At 64.1% G+C, this 17,142-nt stretch carries 14 protein-coding genes; 12 read left to right on the top strand and 2 right to left on the bottom strand.

Annotated elements, in window-relative coordinates; genetic code table 11:
* Nucleotides 1-264 precede the first annotated feature (264 nt).
* Nucleotides 265-1,689 (top strand): S-layer homology domain-containing protein, encoded by a 1,425-nt coding sequence (locus tag AB1402_05945; GenBank protein ID MEW6541137.1) that lies wholly within the window; start codon nucleotides 265-267, stop codon nucleotides 1,687-1,689.
* A 117-nt stretch (nucleotides 1,690-1,806) separates the two neighbouring features.
* Here the strand turns inward: AB1402_05945 and AB1402_05950 are convergent, their stop codons facing one another.
* Together AB1402_05950 and AB1402_05955 are read right to left on the bottom strand one after the other, a co-directional pair.
* The gene (locus tag AB1402_05950) at nucleotides 1,807-2,388 is read right to left on the bottom strand and encodes a hypothetical protein (protein MEW6541138.1); all 582 of its coding nucleotides are present in this window, start codon (nucleotides 2,386-2,388) and stop codon (nucleotides 1,807-1,809) included.
* Nucleotides 2,389-2,692: 304 nt separating this feature from the next.
* The gene (locus tag AB1402_05955) at nucleotides 2,693-3,982 is read right to left on the bottom strand and encodes a DUF1015 domain-containing protein (GenBank protein ID MEW6541139.1); all 1,290 of its coding nucleotides are present in this window, start codon (nucleotides 3,980-3,982) and stop codon (nucleotides 2,693-2,695) included.
* A gap of 264 nt (nucleotides 3,983-4,246) precedes the next feature.
* Between AB1402_05955 and AB1402_05960 the strand changes: the two genes are divergently transcribed.
* The 11 genes from AB1402_05960 to hisD all read left to right on the top strand — a co-directional run bounded on the left by AB1402_05960 (nucleotide 4,247) and on the right by hisD (nucleotide 17,132).
* Nucleotides 4,247-4,972 carry a hypothetical protein gene (locus AB1402_05960; GenBank protein MEW6541140.1) on the top strand — a complete coding sequence of 242 codons (726 nt, stop codon included), beginning with the start codon at nucleotides 4,247-4,249 and terminating at the stop codon, nucleotides 4,970-4,972.
* A gap of 236 nt (nucleotides 4,973-5,208) precedes the next feature.
* A complete protein-coding gene (gene hpt, locus AB1402_05965; GenBank protein ID MEW6541141.1) occupies nucleotides 5,209-5,781 on the top strand; it encodes a hypoxanthine phosphoribosyltransferase in 573 nt (190 codons plus the stop codon).
* Between the two features lie 45 nt (nucleotides 5,782-5,826).
* Entirely contained in the window at nucleotides 5,827-7,368 is a 1,542-nt protein-coding gene (gene guaA / locus AB1402_05970; GenBank protein MEW6541142.1) for a glutamine-hydrolyzing GMP synthase, read from the top strand.
* A 7-nt stretch (nucleotides 7,369-7,375) separates the two neighbouring features.
* Nucleotides 7,376-8,674: an adenylosuccinate lyase gene (gene purB, locus AB1402_05975; protein MEW6541143.1), complete on the top strand. Its 1,299-nt coding sequence runs from the start codon at nucleotides 7,376-7,378 to the stop codon at nucleotides 8,672-8,674.
* A 35-nt stretch (nucleotides 8,675-8,709) separates the two neighbouring features.
* The gene (gene purC, locus AB1402_05980) at nucleotides 8,710-9,420 is read left to right on the top strand and encodes a phosphoribosylaminoimidazolesuccinocarboxamide synthase (protein MEW6541144.1); all 711 of its coding nucleotides are present in this window, start codon (nucleotides 8,710-8,712) and stop codon (nucleotides 9,418-9,420) included.
* 15 nt (nucleotides 9,421-9,435) lie between these two features.
* Nucleotides 9,436-10,839, top strand: a complete 1,404-nt coding sequence (gene purF, locus AB1402_05985; GenBank protein ID MEW6541145.1) for an amidophosphoribosyltransferase — start codon at nucleotides 9,436-9,438, stop codon at nucleotides 10,837-10,839.
* A 15-nt stretch (nucleotides 10,840-10,854) separates the two neighbouring features.
* Nucleotides 10,855-11,898, top strand: a complete 1,044-nt coding sequence (gene purM, locus AB1402_05990) for a phosphoribosylformylglycinamidine cyclo-ligase (GenBank protein ID MEW6541146.1) — start codon at nucleotides 10,855-10,857, stop codon at nucleotides 11,896-11,898.
* 249 nt (nucleotides 11,899-12,147) lie between these two features.
* The gene (gene purN, locus AB1402_05995) at nucleotides 12,148-12,789 is read left to right on the top strand and encodes a phosphoribosylglycinamide formyltransferase (GenBank protein MEW6541147.1); all 642 of its coding nucleotides are present in this window, start codon (nucleotides 12,148-12,150) and stop codon (nucleotides 12,787-12,789) included.
* A gap of 23 nt (nucleotides 12,790-12,812) precedes the next feature.
* Entirely contained in the window at nucleotides 12,813-14,354 is a 1,542-nt protein-coding gene (gene purH / locus AB1402_06000; GenBank protein MEW6541148.1) for a bifunctional phosphoribosylaminoimidazolecarboxamide formyltransferase/IMP cyclohydrolase, read from the top strand.
* Nucleotides 14,355-14,367: 13 nt separating this feature from the next.
* Entirely contained in the window at nucleotides 14,368-15,648 is a 1,281-nt protein-coding gene (gene purD, locus AB1402_06005) for a phosphoribosylamine--glycine ligase (protein MEW6541149.1), read from the top strand.
* 230 nt (nucleotides 15,649-15,878) lie between these two features.
* Nucleotides 15,879-17,132: a histidinol dehydrogenase gene (gene hisD, locus AB1402_06010; protein MEW6541150.1), complete on the top strand. Its 1,254-nt coding sequence runs from the start codon at nucleotides 15,879-15,881 to the stop codon at nucleotides 17,130-17,132.
* Nucleotides 17,133-17,142 lie beyond the last annotated feature (10 nt).

Genomic DNA, 17,142 nt, shown 5'->3' on the forward strand with positions numbered 1-17,142 from the left:
GGTTATTTCTCTCCACAAATAAAAAAACCAGGTCTATGGCCTGATTTCTGCATTTCGCTCCCTCAACTACTTATCCCTGCCATCTTATCCCGTCAATCACTGACAAATAATCCTGGCAGGGACACCTATCCAACTGACACGACCTGGAATGTTGTAGCAACCTTAGTAACAGGCACAAATAACATCACTGCTACTGCCACTGATACAGCTGGCAATGTTGGCACAGCCACAGCGACTATTGTTGTAGAAGTTCCTGTCACCAGCGTGACGGTAGCGCCGGCTGCAGCCACCATCAATGTCGGCGCCACCCGGCAGCTTACCGCCACGGTAGTGCCTGCGGACGCCACGAACAAGGCCGTCACCTGGACATCCGGCAATACAACGGTAGCCACGGTAGTTTACGACGGCGACGGCCGGCTCGCTACTGTCACCGGTGTTGCGGCCGGCAATGCCGTGATCACCGCCACTACGGTTGACGGCAACCATACCGCGACCAGTACGATAACCGTAACAGTTCCGGCTGCTGCCCCGCCCTCCCCGGGCGACTGGGGCGATGTAACCCCTGCCGTGCCGCTTGTTGTGCCGCCTGCCGCTCCGGCTGTTACCGCGACGGACGTCCGGGGAGCAACGGGCGCGGCCTTTACGGAGGACTTTTCCGCCGAGGAAGCCGAACAGGGCGTGACGGTGGGCGCGGACGCTCTTGAGGGAATGCGGGATCTTGGCCGCGAAGTGCGGATCAATACCCCGCAAGCCGCGGTTGTTCTCCCGCCCCGTCTGGCACAGGCCGTCCTGGAGCAAGATGCCGGCAGCATGATTGTCATTAGCGTTACTCCGGGCGTGGGTGATTTGCCGCCATCTCCGGCGCACCTCCGGCCGGCCGGTGCGGATGTGGAGGTTAGCGCCCGCGTAAAACAGGATAACCGCGAAGTGGGCCTGGAAGGAGAACGCCACCTGATTTTGCCTTACGACCCGCAGCGGGTGCAGAACCCCTCCCGCCTGGGGATCTACCGGTGGGAGAATGGAAGGTGGCGCTATGTGGGGGGCAGGGCGGACACCGCCACCAACACCGTCCGGGTCAGGCTCACGGGCTTTTCCCGCTACGCCGTGTTTGAAAATGTTCGTACCTTCAGCGACTTAGCGGTCCATTGGGCAACCAACGATATCCATGTACTGAGCACGCGGTATATTGTAAGCGGCCTGCCCGGCGGCAGTTTTGCCCCGGACAGAACCGTCACCCGGGCGGAGTTCGCCGCCATGGTGGTCAATGCCCTGGAGTTCGCCGGGCACAAAGCACAGGACGCGGTGGCAAAAACCTTCACGGACATACCTTCCGGCGCCTGGTACGCCCAAGCGGTGAGTACCGCCGCAGCGGCGGGGCTCGTGGGCGGTTACGCGGACGGAACCTTCGGGCCGGAGAGGAGCATCACCCGTGAGGAGGCCGCGGTTCTGACGGTCAGGCTCCTTAAGCGCCTGGGCGTCGAGGTGCCCCCGGCGCCGGAAAGCATCCTGGAATCCTACCGCGATGCCGGTGCAGTGGGTGCTTGGGCGCGCACCACAATGGCCGCGGCGGCGCAAACCGGGATCATCGGCGGAACCCCGGAAGGAAAGCTTGCTCCCGCCGACAGGCTCACCCGGGCGCAGGCCGCGGTGTTGCTCAAGCGGGCGCTGGCGAAGGCGGACCTGCTGTAAACCCTCACCGCTAAACAATGGCGGTTCGCCGACCGGCGAACAAGGTCACTGAGCTTCTTGGACAATAATCAGTTGGATTGGAGTTTCTAAAGATCAATGCAAGGGGCGGCCCTCCGGTCAGGGCGGCCCCTTTTTTACCGGTTGAGAAGGGGATGGGGCCGGGGCGCGTTTTCTGCGGCGTGAACAGTAGCGGGAGAACGACAGGATGAAAAGCAGAAGGGCAAGGCCGAACACGGTCCTGACCACCAGGGGAATTTCCGCCGGGGGGGCCGTATCCTTATAGCGTCCGTTCTCCCCATCCGCATCGACAAAAGGGGGGTTGTCAACCCTTTTTTCTCCCGGGGGAATCTCCGCTGGGGGGGCTGCTTCCAGACGGATGACGGCCCGGTGTCCCATCCCGTCGTCAACCACGGCCTTCGCCGCCGGAAACCGGGTGCGGTCATAGCGGAAAAACCCCTGTGCGTCCACCCGCCCCTCCAGGAGCAGTGCCTCCCCGGCATCGTACAGTTTCACCACGGCCGACGGGGACGGGATTTCACCTTCGTAATAGGTGCGCAGTACGCCCGGCTCTTCCTCTCGGATCAGTACGCGGTGGGCCCAGGCCGGGTCGGCGGCGGCCAGGGCGATCAGCAGCACCACTGCCAGCCGGAGCACCTTCCACCCCGCGTTTATACACCGGCTCGATCCCCTGCGTTCCACTACTTTGGCACACCTTTCTCATTAAGGAATTTCTTTGTCAACGCATACCACTCTTTCGGTTTAGTTGGTTTCACCACTTTGGCACAGCTTTCTAATTTAAGGATTTTTTTTCTGGCCCGAAAACAAAAGGCCACGAGATGCTGGCCCGCTTCGGCGGGCCGGAACCTTCGTGGTCCCTCCGTTTTTGCGCTTTTGCTTGCCGTCCGGGTGGGAGCGCTTTCCATGCACCGGGATGCGGCTTCGTGCCGGCATTTCACCCGGTCATTCCACATCCGGAACGCTGATTCCTTCTAAAAAATGAAGGTCAGTCGAAGGCGTTGATCACAAGCCCGGTGCTGAGCTTCGGGTAGAAGTAGGTGGACTTTTGGGGCATGCGTTCCCCGTCCTCGGCCACGGCCACCAGTTCCTCGACCCGGGGCGGGTTCAGGAAGAAGGCGAAATCATACTCCCCGGCGTCGACGCGGGCCAGTGCGCCCTCCTCCTCCCGGGTGTACTTGAGGTGGTCCCCGTGGGCGCGCTCAGCGCCGCCGATGCCCAGGAGCTTTTCCAGAACAAGGTGGTGCAGGACGGATACCTCCAGCCGCCGCCAGTTGGGCGAGCGGTCGGCCGGCATCAGGAGTTCCAAATCTAGTTCCGGTCTCAAGGTCACGAAGTGCAGGCGGCCGGCCCCGGTGTAGAGCCCGAAGGTGTAGGGCGGACGGCTTTCCAGCTCCGCCATGAAGACTCTGAAGTCGGCGGTTGCCGCCGGGTACGGTTGCACCTCGAAGTGGGTCTCCAGCGCAGCCGACAGAGTGGCCGCGTCCAGGCCACGCCGGTTCTTGACCAGGCGGTGGGTGGGGAGGATCACCAGCCCGGGGTCGTACAGGCTGACCAGCACGGTCAGCACGCAGTTGTGCAGGCCGGGGGCGCCGAGTTCATCACGGTAGGCCAGGGCGGTTTCGTACCGGTGGTGGCCGTCGGCCAAGAACACGGGGTGCTTTTCCAGCGCGAACAGCACTTGGTTGATGGCCCGGGGGTCGCTGACCGGCCAGAGCCGGTGCGTCTGGCCCTGCTCATCGCGGAAATCAGCGGCTGGTTCGGGTGCGGCGGCCTCCATCAGGGTCTCTACCGCAGCCAGTTCCTTTTCGGCGTACATACCGAAAATCGGACTGAAATTCGCCCGGCAGGCGCGCAACAGTTTCAGGCGGTCCTGCTTGGCTCCGGCCAGGGTTTCCTCGTGCGGGCGCACCGAACCGGTGCTGTAGGGCTCCAGATAGAGGGCACAGAAGAAACCGCGGCGTTTTAGCGTCCGCCCGCGCAGCGTGAATTCCTGTTCGTACAGGTACAGGGCCGGCTGCTCCTCACGCACCAATACGCCTTCGCGGCGCCACTGACGGAAGGTGGACGCGGCCCGGGTGTACCGGTTGTCGGCCTCGCTGTCCCCGGGATAAATGCGGTTGTATTCCAGCCGGATGATATTGTACGGGTTTCGACCGTAATAGCGGGTTTGGGCTTCCTCGTCGATTACGTCGTAGGGTGGCGTAACGACCAGGGACAGGTCTTCGACCACTGCCGGGTTGTAGCGCAGTCCCCGGATGGGCAGGATTCTGGGCAAGTCGCGGGACCTCCTCGTACAGATTGACTTCACGGCCGGAATTGTCCCTGTTCAATTATAACGCAAAACAACCGGCGGATAAAGGTGGCGCTTGTTGGACGCCCCGGCATATTCACCGCCCGTCCTGCGTATTTATGTCTAAGCCTTGAGCGCAGCAGGGCGCGCAAATTTCGGTGGGCCGGAGACTCAAACAGGTCAACCTCGTTGTCCGGGTCTAAGCCTTGAGCGCGGCAGGGCGCGCAAATTTCGGCGGGGGGTGTCCGGATGCGGTGGGTGGTGATGCCGCGGAAAAGGCTCTGGCTGATGCTGGCGGCGGCGGTGGCGGTGCTGATCCTGGCGTTCTGGGTGCTAAAGGGTTTGCTCCCGGCTTCGGGGCTGGAGAGAGAAGCGCTGCTGGCCGAAGCTCTGGAAAAGACCAGGGCCAGCGAATCGTACCGGTTCCGCATCGACTCCCGCCTTGAGACGCCTGGTGAAGAACCGCGTTACTTCAGCAAGGTTGAAGGGGCCACGGTCGTGCCCGGCCGGACCCAAATCAAGGGCACCCTGATCAACAGCCCGATTGAACTGGTTCAGATCGACGACACCACCTACATGCGGGACCAGATCACCGAGAAGTGGATGGTTTTGAAGGGCAACCGTCTGGCCCAGTCGGAACTCTTTATCACCGAACTGAACCCCCTAAGCCTGTTCAATTTCAAGGACGTGCTCGAAGTATCGTACGAAGGCCGGGACGGACGGATCGGCCGGACCAACGAAATTCTGACATTCAGCCCGACGGTGATGAACCCCTTCCTCGAGATGCAGTTTGTGAACTTTGACTACCGGCTGTGGATCGACTCCCGCGACCACCTGATCACCAAGGCCGAGGTCTCCGCGGAGAGCAAGAGCGCTCAGGGCCAACGGCTGCTGGTGGAAATTGAGCTCTGGGATCACAACGGCAAGATCGTGATTGAACCGCCTGATACGGCGCCCGAAGAGAAGAAAGAATAGACAACCATGCCGCTCTAGCGGCACCATCGGAAGGATGAAAATACCCCTCACCCTGACCCTCTCCCAGAGGGAGAGGGGATTTTCAGGGTAGGTGGGAATACGGCTCCTCAAGCGGTATTCCAGCTGCGCTGCTTCTCCGGCGCCCGGCGCCCGGTTGCGTTGACATCCGGGCGTTTTTCCTGCTATAATCAGGCCAGATTTTTCCCGTTATTTCGCGCGTGAACGGAGATGAACGCATGCACGCCGACCTGGACCGGATTCTGGTTCCGGGGCGGGATATCGAGGCCAAGGTCGCCGAATTGGGCTGGAGAATCTCCAGGGACTACGCGGGAAAGCGCCTCTTGACCGTCGGCATCCTGAAGGGTTCCACCATCTTTATGGCTGATCTGGTCCGGGCCGTTTCCATACCCGTCTCCTTCGATTTCATGGCCGTAGCCAGCTACGGCCTTTCCCCTTCCTCATCCGGGGTGGTTCGCATCCTCAAAGATCTGGATGAGAGCATCGAGGGCCAGGACGTACTCCTGATCGAGGACATCGTCGACACCGGCCTCACCCTGAACTACCTGCTGGAGACTCTCCGCACCCGGAGCCCGGCCAGCCTGCGGGTCTGTGTGCTGTTTGACAAGCCCGACCGGCGGCGGGCGGAGGTGCCGGTCGATTACCTGGGCTTTTCGATTCCTGATGAGTTCGTGGTCGGGTACGGGCTGGACTACGCGGGGCTCTACCGTAACCTCCCCGACGTCTGGGTGCTGAAGCCGGAGGTCTATGGGAAAAAGAAGTTGGAAGCCGGAAGTCAGAAGTCGGAATGAGAGCCGGAATGAATTCTATATTCTATCCCCCAAGGAGGTTCCCCCGTGCAGGCACCCGTTGATGAGTTTGTGCTGGTACTCGACTTCGGCGGGCAGTACACTCAGCTGATCGCCCGGCGGATTAGAGAGTGCCGGGTTTATTGTGAAATCCTGCCCTACCATACCCCCGTGGAGGACATCGTCGCCCGGCGGCCCAAGGGGATTGTCTTTTCCGGCGGCCCGTCGAGCGTCCACCAAGAGGGCGCGCCCCAGTGCGCGGTTTCGCTGTACCACGCCGGGATCCCCATCCTGGGGATCTGCTACGGCATGCAACTGATGGCCCGCCAGCTTGGCGGCACAGTGTCGCCGGCCCAGCAACGGGAATACGGGAAGACCGAGCTGGAGGTGCTGGCGCGCGCCGGCCTGTTCCGGGGACTGGAGGACCGTGAACGGTGCTGGATGAGCCACGGCGACCGGGTGGACGCGCCGCCCCCGGGCTTTGCGGTGACGGCGCGCACCGCCCACTCTCCCGTAGCGGCGATGGCCGATCCGGACCGAAAATTGTTCGGGCTGCAATTCCACCCCGAGGTGCGGCATACCCCCCGGGGCGTTCAGATTCTGCAGCAGTTTCTTTGCGAGGTGTGCGGTTGCCGTGGGGACTGGACCATGTCCTCGTTCTTGGAAGACGCGGTCGGTCAGATCCGGCGGGAGGCCGGTGACGGACGGGTATTGTGCGCCTTAAGCGGGGGCGTGGACTCGTCGGTGGCGGCGGCACTGGTGCACCGGGCCGTGGGGGACCGGCTGACCTGCGTGTTCGTCGATCACGGCCTGTTGCGGCAGGGTGAGTCCGAACAGGTGCGGGAGACCTTTGCGCGCCGTTTTGGGATGCGGCTGGTGCATGTGGAGGCCCGGGACCGTTTCTTGGGCCGCTTGGCCGGGGTGGAAGACCCGGAGGCGAAACGGCGGATTATCGGGACCGAGTTCATTCGGGTCTTTGAGGAGGAAGCGGCCAAGCTCGGCCCGATCGACTTTTTGGTCCAGGGGACCATCTACCCGGACGTGGTGGAGAGCGGGACGGCCACCGGGGCGGTGATCAAGACCCACCACAACGTCGGGGGGCTTCCCGAAGACATGCGCTTCCGGCTGATTGAACCATTGCGTTGGCTTTTCAAGGATGAAGTGCGAGTGCTTGGTGAAGAATTGGGCCTGCCGGAAGAGATCGTGTGGCGGCAGCCTTTCCCGGGGCCCGGGCTGGCGGTGCGCGTGCTGGGCGAGGTCACCCGGGAGAAACTGGAGCTTCTGCGGGCGGCCGACGCGGTTGTGGACGAGGAGATCCGGCGGGCCGGGCTGTACCGGCAGATCTGGCAGTCCTTCGCCGTCCTGCCTCCCATTCGGAGCGTGGGCGTGATGGGGGATGAGCGGACTTACGGCTACACGATTGTGATCCGGGCGGTGGAGAGTGTAGACGCCATGACCGCCGACTGGGTGCGGTTGCCGTACGAAGTGCTGGAAGCGATGTCGCGGCGGCTGGTCAACGAGGTGAAAGGCATCAACCGGGTGGTGTACGACATCACGTCCAAGCCGCCGGGAACCATAGAGTGGGAGTGAGGCGCCGGTGATTGCACGGTACACCTTGCCGGAAATGGACCGGATTTGGTCGGACGAAAACCGTTTCGCCAAGTGGCTGGAAATAGAGGTGCTGGCGGCCGAAGCCATGGCCGAACTGGGCCAGGTGCCCCTGGAGGCCGTGCGGGTGATCCGGGAGCGGGCCGGCTTCGACGCGGCCCGGATCTTGGAGATCGAAAAGACGACCCGCCACGACGTGATCGCCTTCCTGACCTGCGTCGGGGAATACGTGGGCGCTGAAGCCCGCTACCTGCACCTGGGGCTTACTTCGTCGGACGTGGTGGATACGGCGCTGGCCGTGCGGATGCGCGAGGCGGGCCTTTTGATCCGGGGGCGCCTGGAGAAGCTGCACGCGGTGCTCCTGCGGCAGGCCGCGGCGCACCGGGACACCCTGATGCCCGGCCGGACGCACGGCGTCCACGCCGAGCCGACCACGTTGGGCCTGAAGTTTTTGCTCTGGGCGGCCGAGGTGGAGCGGGGGCTGGAACGGATGGACCGGGCGGTCGCCGAGATCAGCGTGGGTAAGCTCGCCGGGGCGGTGGGCACCTACTCGACGGTCGACCCCTTTGTGGAGGAGTACGTCTGCGCCCGGTTGGGCCTGACTCCGGAGAAGGTGTCCACCCAGGTGGTCCAGCGGGACCGGCATGCCGCCTTCCTGGCGGCGTTGGCCGTCATCGGGAGCGGGTTGGAGAAATTCGCGGTGGAGGTCAGGAACCTGCAGCGCACCGACCTGCGGGAGGTGGAGGAGCCTTTCCGGGCCGGGCAGAAGGGGTCCTCGGCGATGCCCCACAAGCGCAACCCCATCGTTTGCGAGCGGATCTCGGGCCTGGCCAGGCTCCTGCGGGCGAACGCGGTGGTGGGGCTTGAAAACGTGGCCCTCTGGCACGAGCGGGACATCTCCCATTCCTCGGCGGAGCGGGTGGTGATTCCGGACAGCACCACGGTGTTGGACTACATGGTCTTCCGGTTCACGGACGTGGCCGCCGACCTCCTGGTGTACCCGGAGAACATGCGCCGGAACCTGGAGCGCACCCACGGGCTGGTGTTTTCCCAGCGGGTGCTCCTAGCCCTGGTCGAGAAGGGGCTTTCCCGGGAAGAGGCTTACGCGCTGGTGCAGGACAACGCCATGCGCTGTTGGGAAACCGGGCGCCCCTTGCGGGAACTGCTGGGCGAAGATCCCGGGGTGCGGGCCGTCCTGGAGGCTCACGAGCTGGACACGCTGTTTGACTACGGCTATTTTACCCGGCGGATCGGCCGAATTTACGGCCGGTTCGGGCTGTCCGAATAAACAACGATGAATAACGATGAGTATGGAGGATCGGCTTGGAAAAGGGAGAATTTCTGTACGAGGGTAAGGCCAAGAAGATCTACCGGACGTCCGACCCGGGGCTCTACCTGGTGGAATACAAGGACGACGCCACGGCTTTCGACGGCCTGAAGAAAGGCACGATCATGGGCAAGGGTGTCGTGAACAACCGGGTGTCGGCGCACTTGTTCCAGTTGTTGGAGGGCCGCGGAGTACCGACGCACTTCGTGGAACTGGTGAGCGACCGGGAGATGGTCGTCCGGGCGGTGCGGATCATCGCCCTGGAAGTGGTGGTGCGGAACATCACCGCCGGCAGCCTGGCGAAGCGCCTGGGGCTGGAGGAGGGCCTGGTCCTGGACCAACCGGTGGTGGAGACCTATTACAAGAGTGACGAGTTGCACGACCCGCTGATCAACGACGACCACATCCGGCTCCTGGGCTTGGCCGCGCCCGAAGAGGTCGAGGCCATGCGGGCCCAAGCGCTGGTCGTGAACCGGGTCTTAACGGAGTACCTGGCCGGGCGGGGGATCGACCTGGTAGACTTTAAGCTGGAGTTCGGGCGGACGCTGGACGGCGGGCGGCTGGTGCTTGCCGACGAGATTTCGCCGGACACCTGTCGGCTGTGGGACCACGACACCAAGAACAAGCTCGACAAGGACCGGTTTCGCCGTGACCTGGGCGGCGTGGAGGAAGCCTACGCCGAGATAATGAGGCGCCTGACCGGATAGGGGTGGGGTTTCAAGTTGCGCACCGAAGACCGGCCGCGGCACTACTGCGGTGTGTTCGGTATTTACGGGCCCGGACTGGACGTGGCCCGGTTGACCTTTTACGGGCTGTACGCCCTTCAGCACCGTGGGCAGGAAAGCGCGGGGATGGCGGTGGCCGACGGGTGGCGCATCGACTTGCACAAGGGGATGGGCCTGGTCCCGGAAGTGTTCAATGACCGGGTGATCAACGACTTGCGCGGGCACCTGGCCATCGGCCATGTCCGCTATTCGACCACCGGAGCCAGCCATCCGGTCAACGCCCAGCCCCTGGTGTTTCACTACGGGCGGGGCCAGATCGGGCTGGCCCACAACGGGAACCTCACCAACACCGAAACCCTGCGCCGCCGGCTGGCCGCCGAAGGCGCCGTCTTTCAAACGACCACGGACAGCGAGGTGATCGTCAACCTGATCGCCCGCAGCCGCGGGCACGACCTGGAAGAGGCGCTGGCGCAGTGTGTCCGCGAGATCCAGGGCGCCTATTCCCTGGTGATCCTGGCCGAAAACCAGTTGCTGGCCGTGCGCGACCCGTACGGCTTTCGCCCCTTGTGTCTCGGCGAGTTGGAAAACGCCGTGGTGGTCGCGTCCGAATCCTGCGCCCTGGACACCGTCGGCGCTCGTTTCGTTCGGGACGTGGCGCCGGGGGAGATCGTGGTCCTGGACCGGAACGGGATGGACTCCATCCAGGCCGCCGTACGGGAACGCCGGGCGCACTGCGTGTTCGAATACATCTACTTCGCCCGGGCGGACAGCTGCATCGACGGCTTCAACGTGAACCGGATCCGCCGCAAACTGGGCGAGCAGTTGGCCCGGGAGTGCCCGGCGGACGCCGACATCGTGCTCCCCGTGCCCGACTCCGGAATCCCGGCCGCCCGCGGCTACGCGGACGGTGCGGGCATCCCGCTGGAGGAAGGCTTGATGAAGAACCGCTACATCGGCCGGACTTTCATTCAGCCCTCCCAGAATCAGCGTGATCTGGGGGTCCGTTTGAAGCTGAATCCGATCCGGGAAGTGCTCGACGGGAAGCGGGTGGTCCTGGTGGACGACTCCCTGGTGCGCGGCACGACCAGCGGCAAGATTGTGCGGATGCTGCGGAAAGCGGGAGCGCGCGAGATTCACCTGCGCTTAAGTTCGCCGCCGATCACCCACCCCTGCTATTACGGCATCGACACTTCGAACCGGAAGGAGTTGATCGCCGCGGAGAAAGAGATGGAGGAAATCCGCAAGTTCACCGGCGCCGATACTCTGGCCTACCTCAGCCTGGAGGGACTGTTGGCGCCGTTCGGGGACTACGGGCGCAATTTTTGCGCGGCCTGCTTCGACGGCCGCTACCCGGTCCCGGTCGACGGCGGGGGCGGCTGTACAATCTACCAATGCAAATAGAGGCTGAGGCGCAAAATGAAAAAGAATGAAAAGGGTTTGACCTACGCCGAGGCCGGCGTGGATATCGCGGCCGCGAACCGGGCCGTTGAACTCATGCGCCAGGCGGTCCGCCGGACTTTCAGGCCTGGAGTCCTGACCGATATCGGGGGATTCGGCGGTCTTTTCGCGCTGGACACCGAGAAGTACCGGGAACCGGTGCTGGTTTCCGGAACCGACGGGGTGGGCACCAAACTGCGCGTGGCCTTTATGGCGGACCGCCACGATACGGTAGGCATCGACCTGGTGGCCATGTGCGTGAACGATATCCTGGTGCACGGGGCCGAACCGCTGTTTTTCCTGGACTACCTCGCCGTCGGCCGCCTGGAACCCGAAAAGGTGGCTGCGATTATCGAGGGCGTGTCGTGGGGCTGCCGCAAGGCCGGCTGCGCGCTTATCGGCGGGGAGACGGCCGAGATGCCCGGTTTCTACGCCCCGGACGAGTATGACCTGGCCGGCTTCGCGGTGGGCGTGGTCGAACGAAGCCGGGTGATCAGCGGGGCGGACATCCGTGCCGGAGACATCTTGATTGGCTGCGCCTCCGCCGGGCTGCACTCAAACGGTTACTCGCTGGCCCGGAGAGTGCTTTTTGACCTGGCGAATTACGAAATCGACAACTACCTCCCTTCCCTGGGCCGGACGGTGGGCGAAGAACTTTTAGTGCCCACCCGGATCTACGTGCGGCCCGTGCTGTCCGTCCTGAAGCGGTTCAAGGTGCGGGGCATGGCCCACATCACCGGGGGAGGGCTTTTGGAGAACATTCCGCGCATTCTGCCCCGGGGCGTGGCCGTCCGGCTGCGCCGGAGAGCTTGGCCGGTGCCGGGCATTTTCAACCTGATTCAGGAACTGGGCCGGGTTGAGGAATCCGAAATGTACCGGACGTTTAATATGGGAATTGGTTTCGTGCTGGTGGTGCCGCCCGCCGAGGCCGACCAGGTGATCGCGGCGTTGCGGGAACACCGGGAACCGGCCTTCCTGATCGGAGAGGTAGTACGGGGTCAAAACGAGGTGCAGTTGGGTTAGAATAACCGCCGGGTAAAAGCGTCCGGCCGGTGTTTTATCGGCCTGATTACCGCCCTCAACTTCTTGCCTTGCACCTCTCTAGAAGGGGTCACCGGCGATGAAACTCCGACGGCAGCGGCCGCAGCAGGGAGGAAGAGGAAATAGAAAACACCTCTCCAAGAGGGGGTTACCGGCGATGAAACGCTTCATACTGGTGCTGCCCGCGCACATGGATGTCAGCTTACACCTCTTTAGAGGGGGTTGCCGGCGATGAAACTGAGACTGGGAGTGTTGGCTTCGGGCCGGGGCACCAACCTGCAGGCGATGATCGACTCCACCAGAAGAGGCGATCTGGAGGCACAAGTCACCGTGGTGGTGGTCGACAAAGCCGGGGCGCAAGCCCGGGAACGGGCCCGCCAGGCCGGCATTTCCGAGTTCTTTGTCGATTACGGTGCTTTTCCGGATAGAGAGAGTGCGGAGCGCCGGATAATCTCCATTTTGGAGCGGTACGAAGTGGAATTGGTGTGCTTGGCCGGGTTCATGCGCATCCTGACCCCGGTCTTCCTGAACGCTTACAAAAACCGGATCATGAACATCCACCCTTCCCTGCTGCCGGCTTTTCCGGGGACTGAAGCCCAGCGGCAGGCCTTGGAGCATGGTGTGCGCTATACCGGCTGCACCGTGCACTTTGTGGATCAAGAAGTTGATGACGGCCCGATTATTATGCAGGCCGTGGTGCCCGTGCGCCACGACGATACGGTCGAGAGCTTGTCCGAACGGATTCTGGAGCAGGAACACCGTATTTACCTGGAAGCCGTTCAGTTGTACCTGGAGGGGCGCCTGGAGCTGGATGGCCGCCGGGTGCAGATCTATCCCAAGGAATTCGTGACGTTGCGGCGGGACCGCCGGTAATCATCAAGGAGGGTGGAAGCCAAATGGCGGCACAGCGGGCACTGATCAGTGTTTCCGACAAGCGGGGGTTGCTCGAGCTGGCTCGGGGCCTGAATGAACTGGGGATGGAGATCGTTTCCACCGGCGGTACCGCCCGGGTGCTCCGGGAGATGGGCTCCCGCGTGGTGGAAGTGTCCGAGGTCACCGGGTTTCCCGAGATCCTCGGGGGCCGGGTGAAAACGCTGCATCCCCGCATTCACGGGGGAATCCTGGCGCGGCGCACGCCCGAGCATTTGGGGCAGTTGGCCGAGTTCGGGATCGCTCCGCTGGACCTGGTGGTGGTCAACCTCTACCCGTTCAAGGAGACCATCGCCCGGCAGAACGTGACCCTGGAGGAAGCCGTCGAACAGATCGACATCGGCGGGCCGGCCATGCTCCGGGCGGCGGCCAAGAATCACCGGCACGTGCTGGTGGTCGTGAACCCGGACCGGTATCCGGAAGTGCTGGCCGCCCTCAAGGCGGGAACGGTCGACGACCGGATGCGCCTGACCCTGGCCCGGGAGGCCTTTGCCCACACCGCCCACTACGATGCCGTCATCGCCGCTTACCTGGGCGAGTTCGCCGATGAACAGGACCTCTTTCCGGCGGAGATCGCGCTGCCGTTTGAGCGAAAGGGGCTTTTGCGTTACGGTGAGAATCCCCATCAGGAGGCGGCGTTCTACCGCGACCCGCGCCGGCGGGGGGCATCGGTGACCTCCGCCGTGCAGCGGCAGGGCAAGGAGCTTTCGTACAACAACATCCTTGACCTGAATGCCGCCCTGGAGCTGGTCCGGGAATTCAGCCAACCGGCGGCGGTGATCGTTAAGCATAACAACCCTTGCGGAACGGCCTGCCGGCCGTCTCCGGCCGAGGCGTACCGCCGGGCCTTCGCGGCCGACGAGGTATCGGCCTTCGGCGGGATTGTCGCCTTTAACCGCCCGGTGGACGAGGAGACAGCGCACGAGGTGGTCAAGGTTTTCCTGGAGGCGGTCATCGCCCCGCAGTTCACGCCCGAGGCGCTGACGGTGCTGGGCGCCAAGAAGAACCTGCGTCTGCTCGAAACCGGGGACCTCACTCCGCTGACCCTGGATTGGATGGACGTCCGGAAGGTGAACGGGGGCCTTTTGGTGCAACAGGCCGACCGGCAGCTCTTTCCCTTCACCAACTTCCGGGTGGTGACCCGGCGTGCGCCGACGCCTGAAGAGCTGGCCGAGATGGGGTTTGCCTTTAAGATCGTCAAGCACGTCAAATCCAACGCCATCGTGGTGACCCGTGAGCAGACGCTTATCGGCGTGGGGGCCGGGCAGATGAACCGGGTCGGGGCGGCGCGGATCGCCCTGGAACAGGCCGGGGGCGAGGCTCTCGGCGCCGTGCTGGCGTCCGACGCCTTTTTCCCGTTTGCGGATACTGTGGTCGCGGCGGCCGAGGCGGGCATTACGGCCATCGTCCAGCCGGGCGGCTCGATGCGGGACCAGGAGTCGATCGAAGCCGCCGACGGCCGGAGGATCGCCATGGTATTCACCGGCGTCCGCCACTTCAAACACTAAAGGAGACTCGACGGTGAGGATTCTGGTGATCGGCGGGGGCGGGCGGGAGCACGCCCTGGTGTGGAAACTGAGCAAGAGTCCGCGGGTGGGGGAAATCATCGCCGCCCCGGGTAACCCGGGGATGGCGCGGCTGGCCGAGTGCGTTCCGGTGCCGGCCGGCGACATTCCGGGACTGCTGGCTCTCGCCCGCAAGCGGGGCGTCGACCTGACGTTTGTCGGTCCTGAAGCGCCGCTGGTGGACGGTCTGGCCGATATGTTTGAAGAGGCGGGCCTGAAGGTGTTCGGGCCCCGCCGCCAGGGGGCGGCGCTGGAGGGCAGCAAGGCCTTTGCCAAGGACCTGATGGCCGCCTACGGGATTCCCACGGCGGCCCACCGGACCTTTGAGGACCCGGCTTCCGCGCGCGCGTACGTCCACCGTCTGGACGGGCCGTGCGTGGTCAAAGCCGACGGCCTCGCCGCCGGCAAGGGTGTCATTGTGTGCGACCGGGTCGAGGAAGCGCTGGCTGCCGTGGAAGAGGTGATGGTGGCTCGGGCTTTCGGCGCGGCCGGAAACCGCGTGGTGGTGGAGGAACGGCTTTCCGGCGAGGAGGTCAGTGTCCTGGCGTTCACCGACGGGCAGACCATTCTTCCCATGCTGCCGGCTAAAGACCACAAGCCGGTGTTCGACAATGATCTCGGACCCAACACCGGCGGGATGGGCGCCTATGCCCCCGCACCGGTGTGCACGCCCGAAATCTGCGCCCGGGTGACCGAAGAAATCCTGGCGCCCACGGTACGCGCACTCCGGGAGACCGGTACGCCTTACCGGGGGGTGCTCTACGCCGGGCTGATGCTCACGCCCGAAGGACCGAAGGTGCTGGAGTACAATGTGCGTTTCGGCGACCCGGAGGCGCAGCCGCTGTTGGCCCTGCTGGAAACCGACCTGGTGGGTATCGCCGAGGCGGTGATTGAAGGCCGCCTGCACGAGGTCGACCTTTCGTGGCGTCCCGGCACGGCCGTTTGCGTCGTGCTCGCTTCCGGAGGGTACCCTGGAAATTACCGGAAGGGCCTGGTCATTGGGGGTCTGGAGGCCGCCGAACTCACCGGGACGCTGGTCTTCCACGCCGGTACGGCCGAGCGGGACGGGCGGCTGGTGACCGCCGGGGGCCGGGTGCTGGGAGTGACCGCCGTGGCCGGCGAGCTTCCGGAAGCCATCCGGCAAGCGTACGCGGCGGCGCGGCTGATCAGCTTTGAAGGAATGCATTTCCGGGAGGACATCGGCCGCAAAGCCCTCGGCAAAAACCGACGAGAGTAAAAAAGGGGGACAGTCCCCCTTTTTCAAACGAGGCGTTTCCCCGCTGTCTGCCTCAAGCCGGTGGAGACCGCCGCTTGGCTCCACCGGCTCATATTGGACCTCCTGCGGCAAGAACTCCGGCCACGACAATTTTCTCGCCTTTTTACGCCCGGGTATAGTAAAATGGTGCTATCGACGAGCCAAGGGGGCTTTTTGTGTTGCTCAAGACGGTGGCCGCGGGGGAAGCCGCCCTGAGAGGGTTTACCCGCGAATTCGTCGTGCCGGACGAGATTGCGCTCCGGGTGGACGAGATTATTCAAGCGGTCCGGGCGGAGGGTGACCAGGCCCTGTGTGCTTTTACGGCCCGGTTTGACGGTATCGAGCTTGAGCCCGCCGACCTGCGGGTGTCCAAGGACGAGGTGCGGTTGGCTTACCGCGAAGTGGACGACGGTTTTCTGGAAACCATCCGCCTGGCCCGGGACCGGATTCTGGCCTTTCACCGCCGGCAGCTGCCGTCTTCCTGGTTCGATGCCGGAGAGGGCGCCTGGCTCGGCCAGTTGGTGCGGCCCCTGGACCGGGTCGGCATCTATGTTCCCGGCGGCACGGCTTCCTACCCGTCATCCGTGCTGATGAACGCCATCCCGGCCGTAGTGGCCGGGGTGAAGGAGATCGCGATGGCGACCCCCCCGGCGCGGGGCGGCGGGATGCACCCGTACACCCTGGTGGCGGCCGCGGAAGCCGGAGTGGGGGAGATATACAAGGTGGGCGGCGCCCACGCGGTGGCCGCCCTGGCCTACGGGACGGCGAGCGTCCGCCGGGTGGACAAGATCACGGGTCCCGGCAACATCTATGTGACCGTGGCCAAGCAGCAGGTGTTCGGCCGGGTGGACATCGACATGCTCGCCGGCCCTTCGGAGGTGCTGATCATCGCCGACGCCGGGGCCGACCCGGTTTACGCGGCCGCCGACCTGCTGGCCCAGGCCGAGCACGACGTGCTGGCGCGCGCCGTGCTGCTCACTCCGAGTTGGGAGTTGGCCGGCAAGGTGCGCGACGAAGTGGTCCGCCTCCTGGACGGGCTGGAGCGGCGGGAGCTTCTGACGAAAGCCCTCGGCGACGGCGGCCTGATCGTGGTGACCCGCGACCTGGACGAGGCCTTCGGGCTGGCCAATTGCTTCGCGCCGGAACACCTGGAATTGATGGTGGCCGATCCGGAACAGTGGTTGGACCGGGTGAGGAACGCCGGCGCGGTGTTTTTGGGTCCCTACTCCCCGGTGGCGGTGGGGGATTACGTCGCCGGGCCGAACCACGTGCTGCCCACCGGGGGCACGGCGCGGTTCTTCTCCGGCCTCGGGGTGGATACTTTTTTGAAGCGGATCAACGTGATCCACTGTTCACGCCGCAGCCTGGAACACCTCGGCCCGAAGGCCGTCGAACTGGCCGGGGCGGAGGGACTGCCGGCCCACGCCCTGGCGGTCCGGGTCAGGCTTGGGGAACGGGGGAAATGAAATGGGTGGT

The organism is Bacillota bacterium, assembly GCA_040757205.1.
Lineage (GTDB): Bacteria > Bacillota > Desulfotomaculia > Desulfotomaculales > Desulforudaceae > Desulforudis.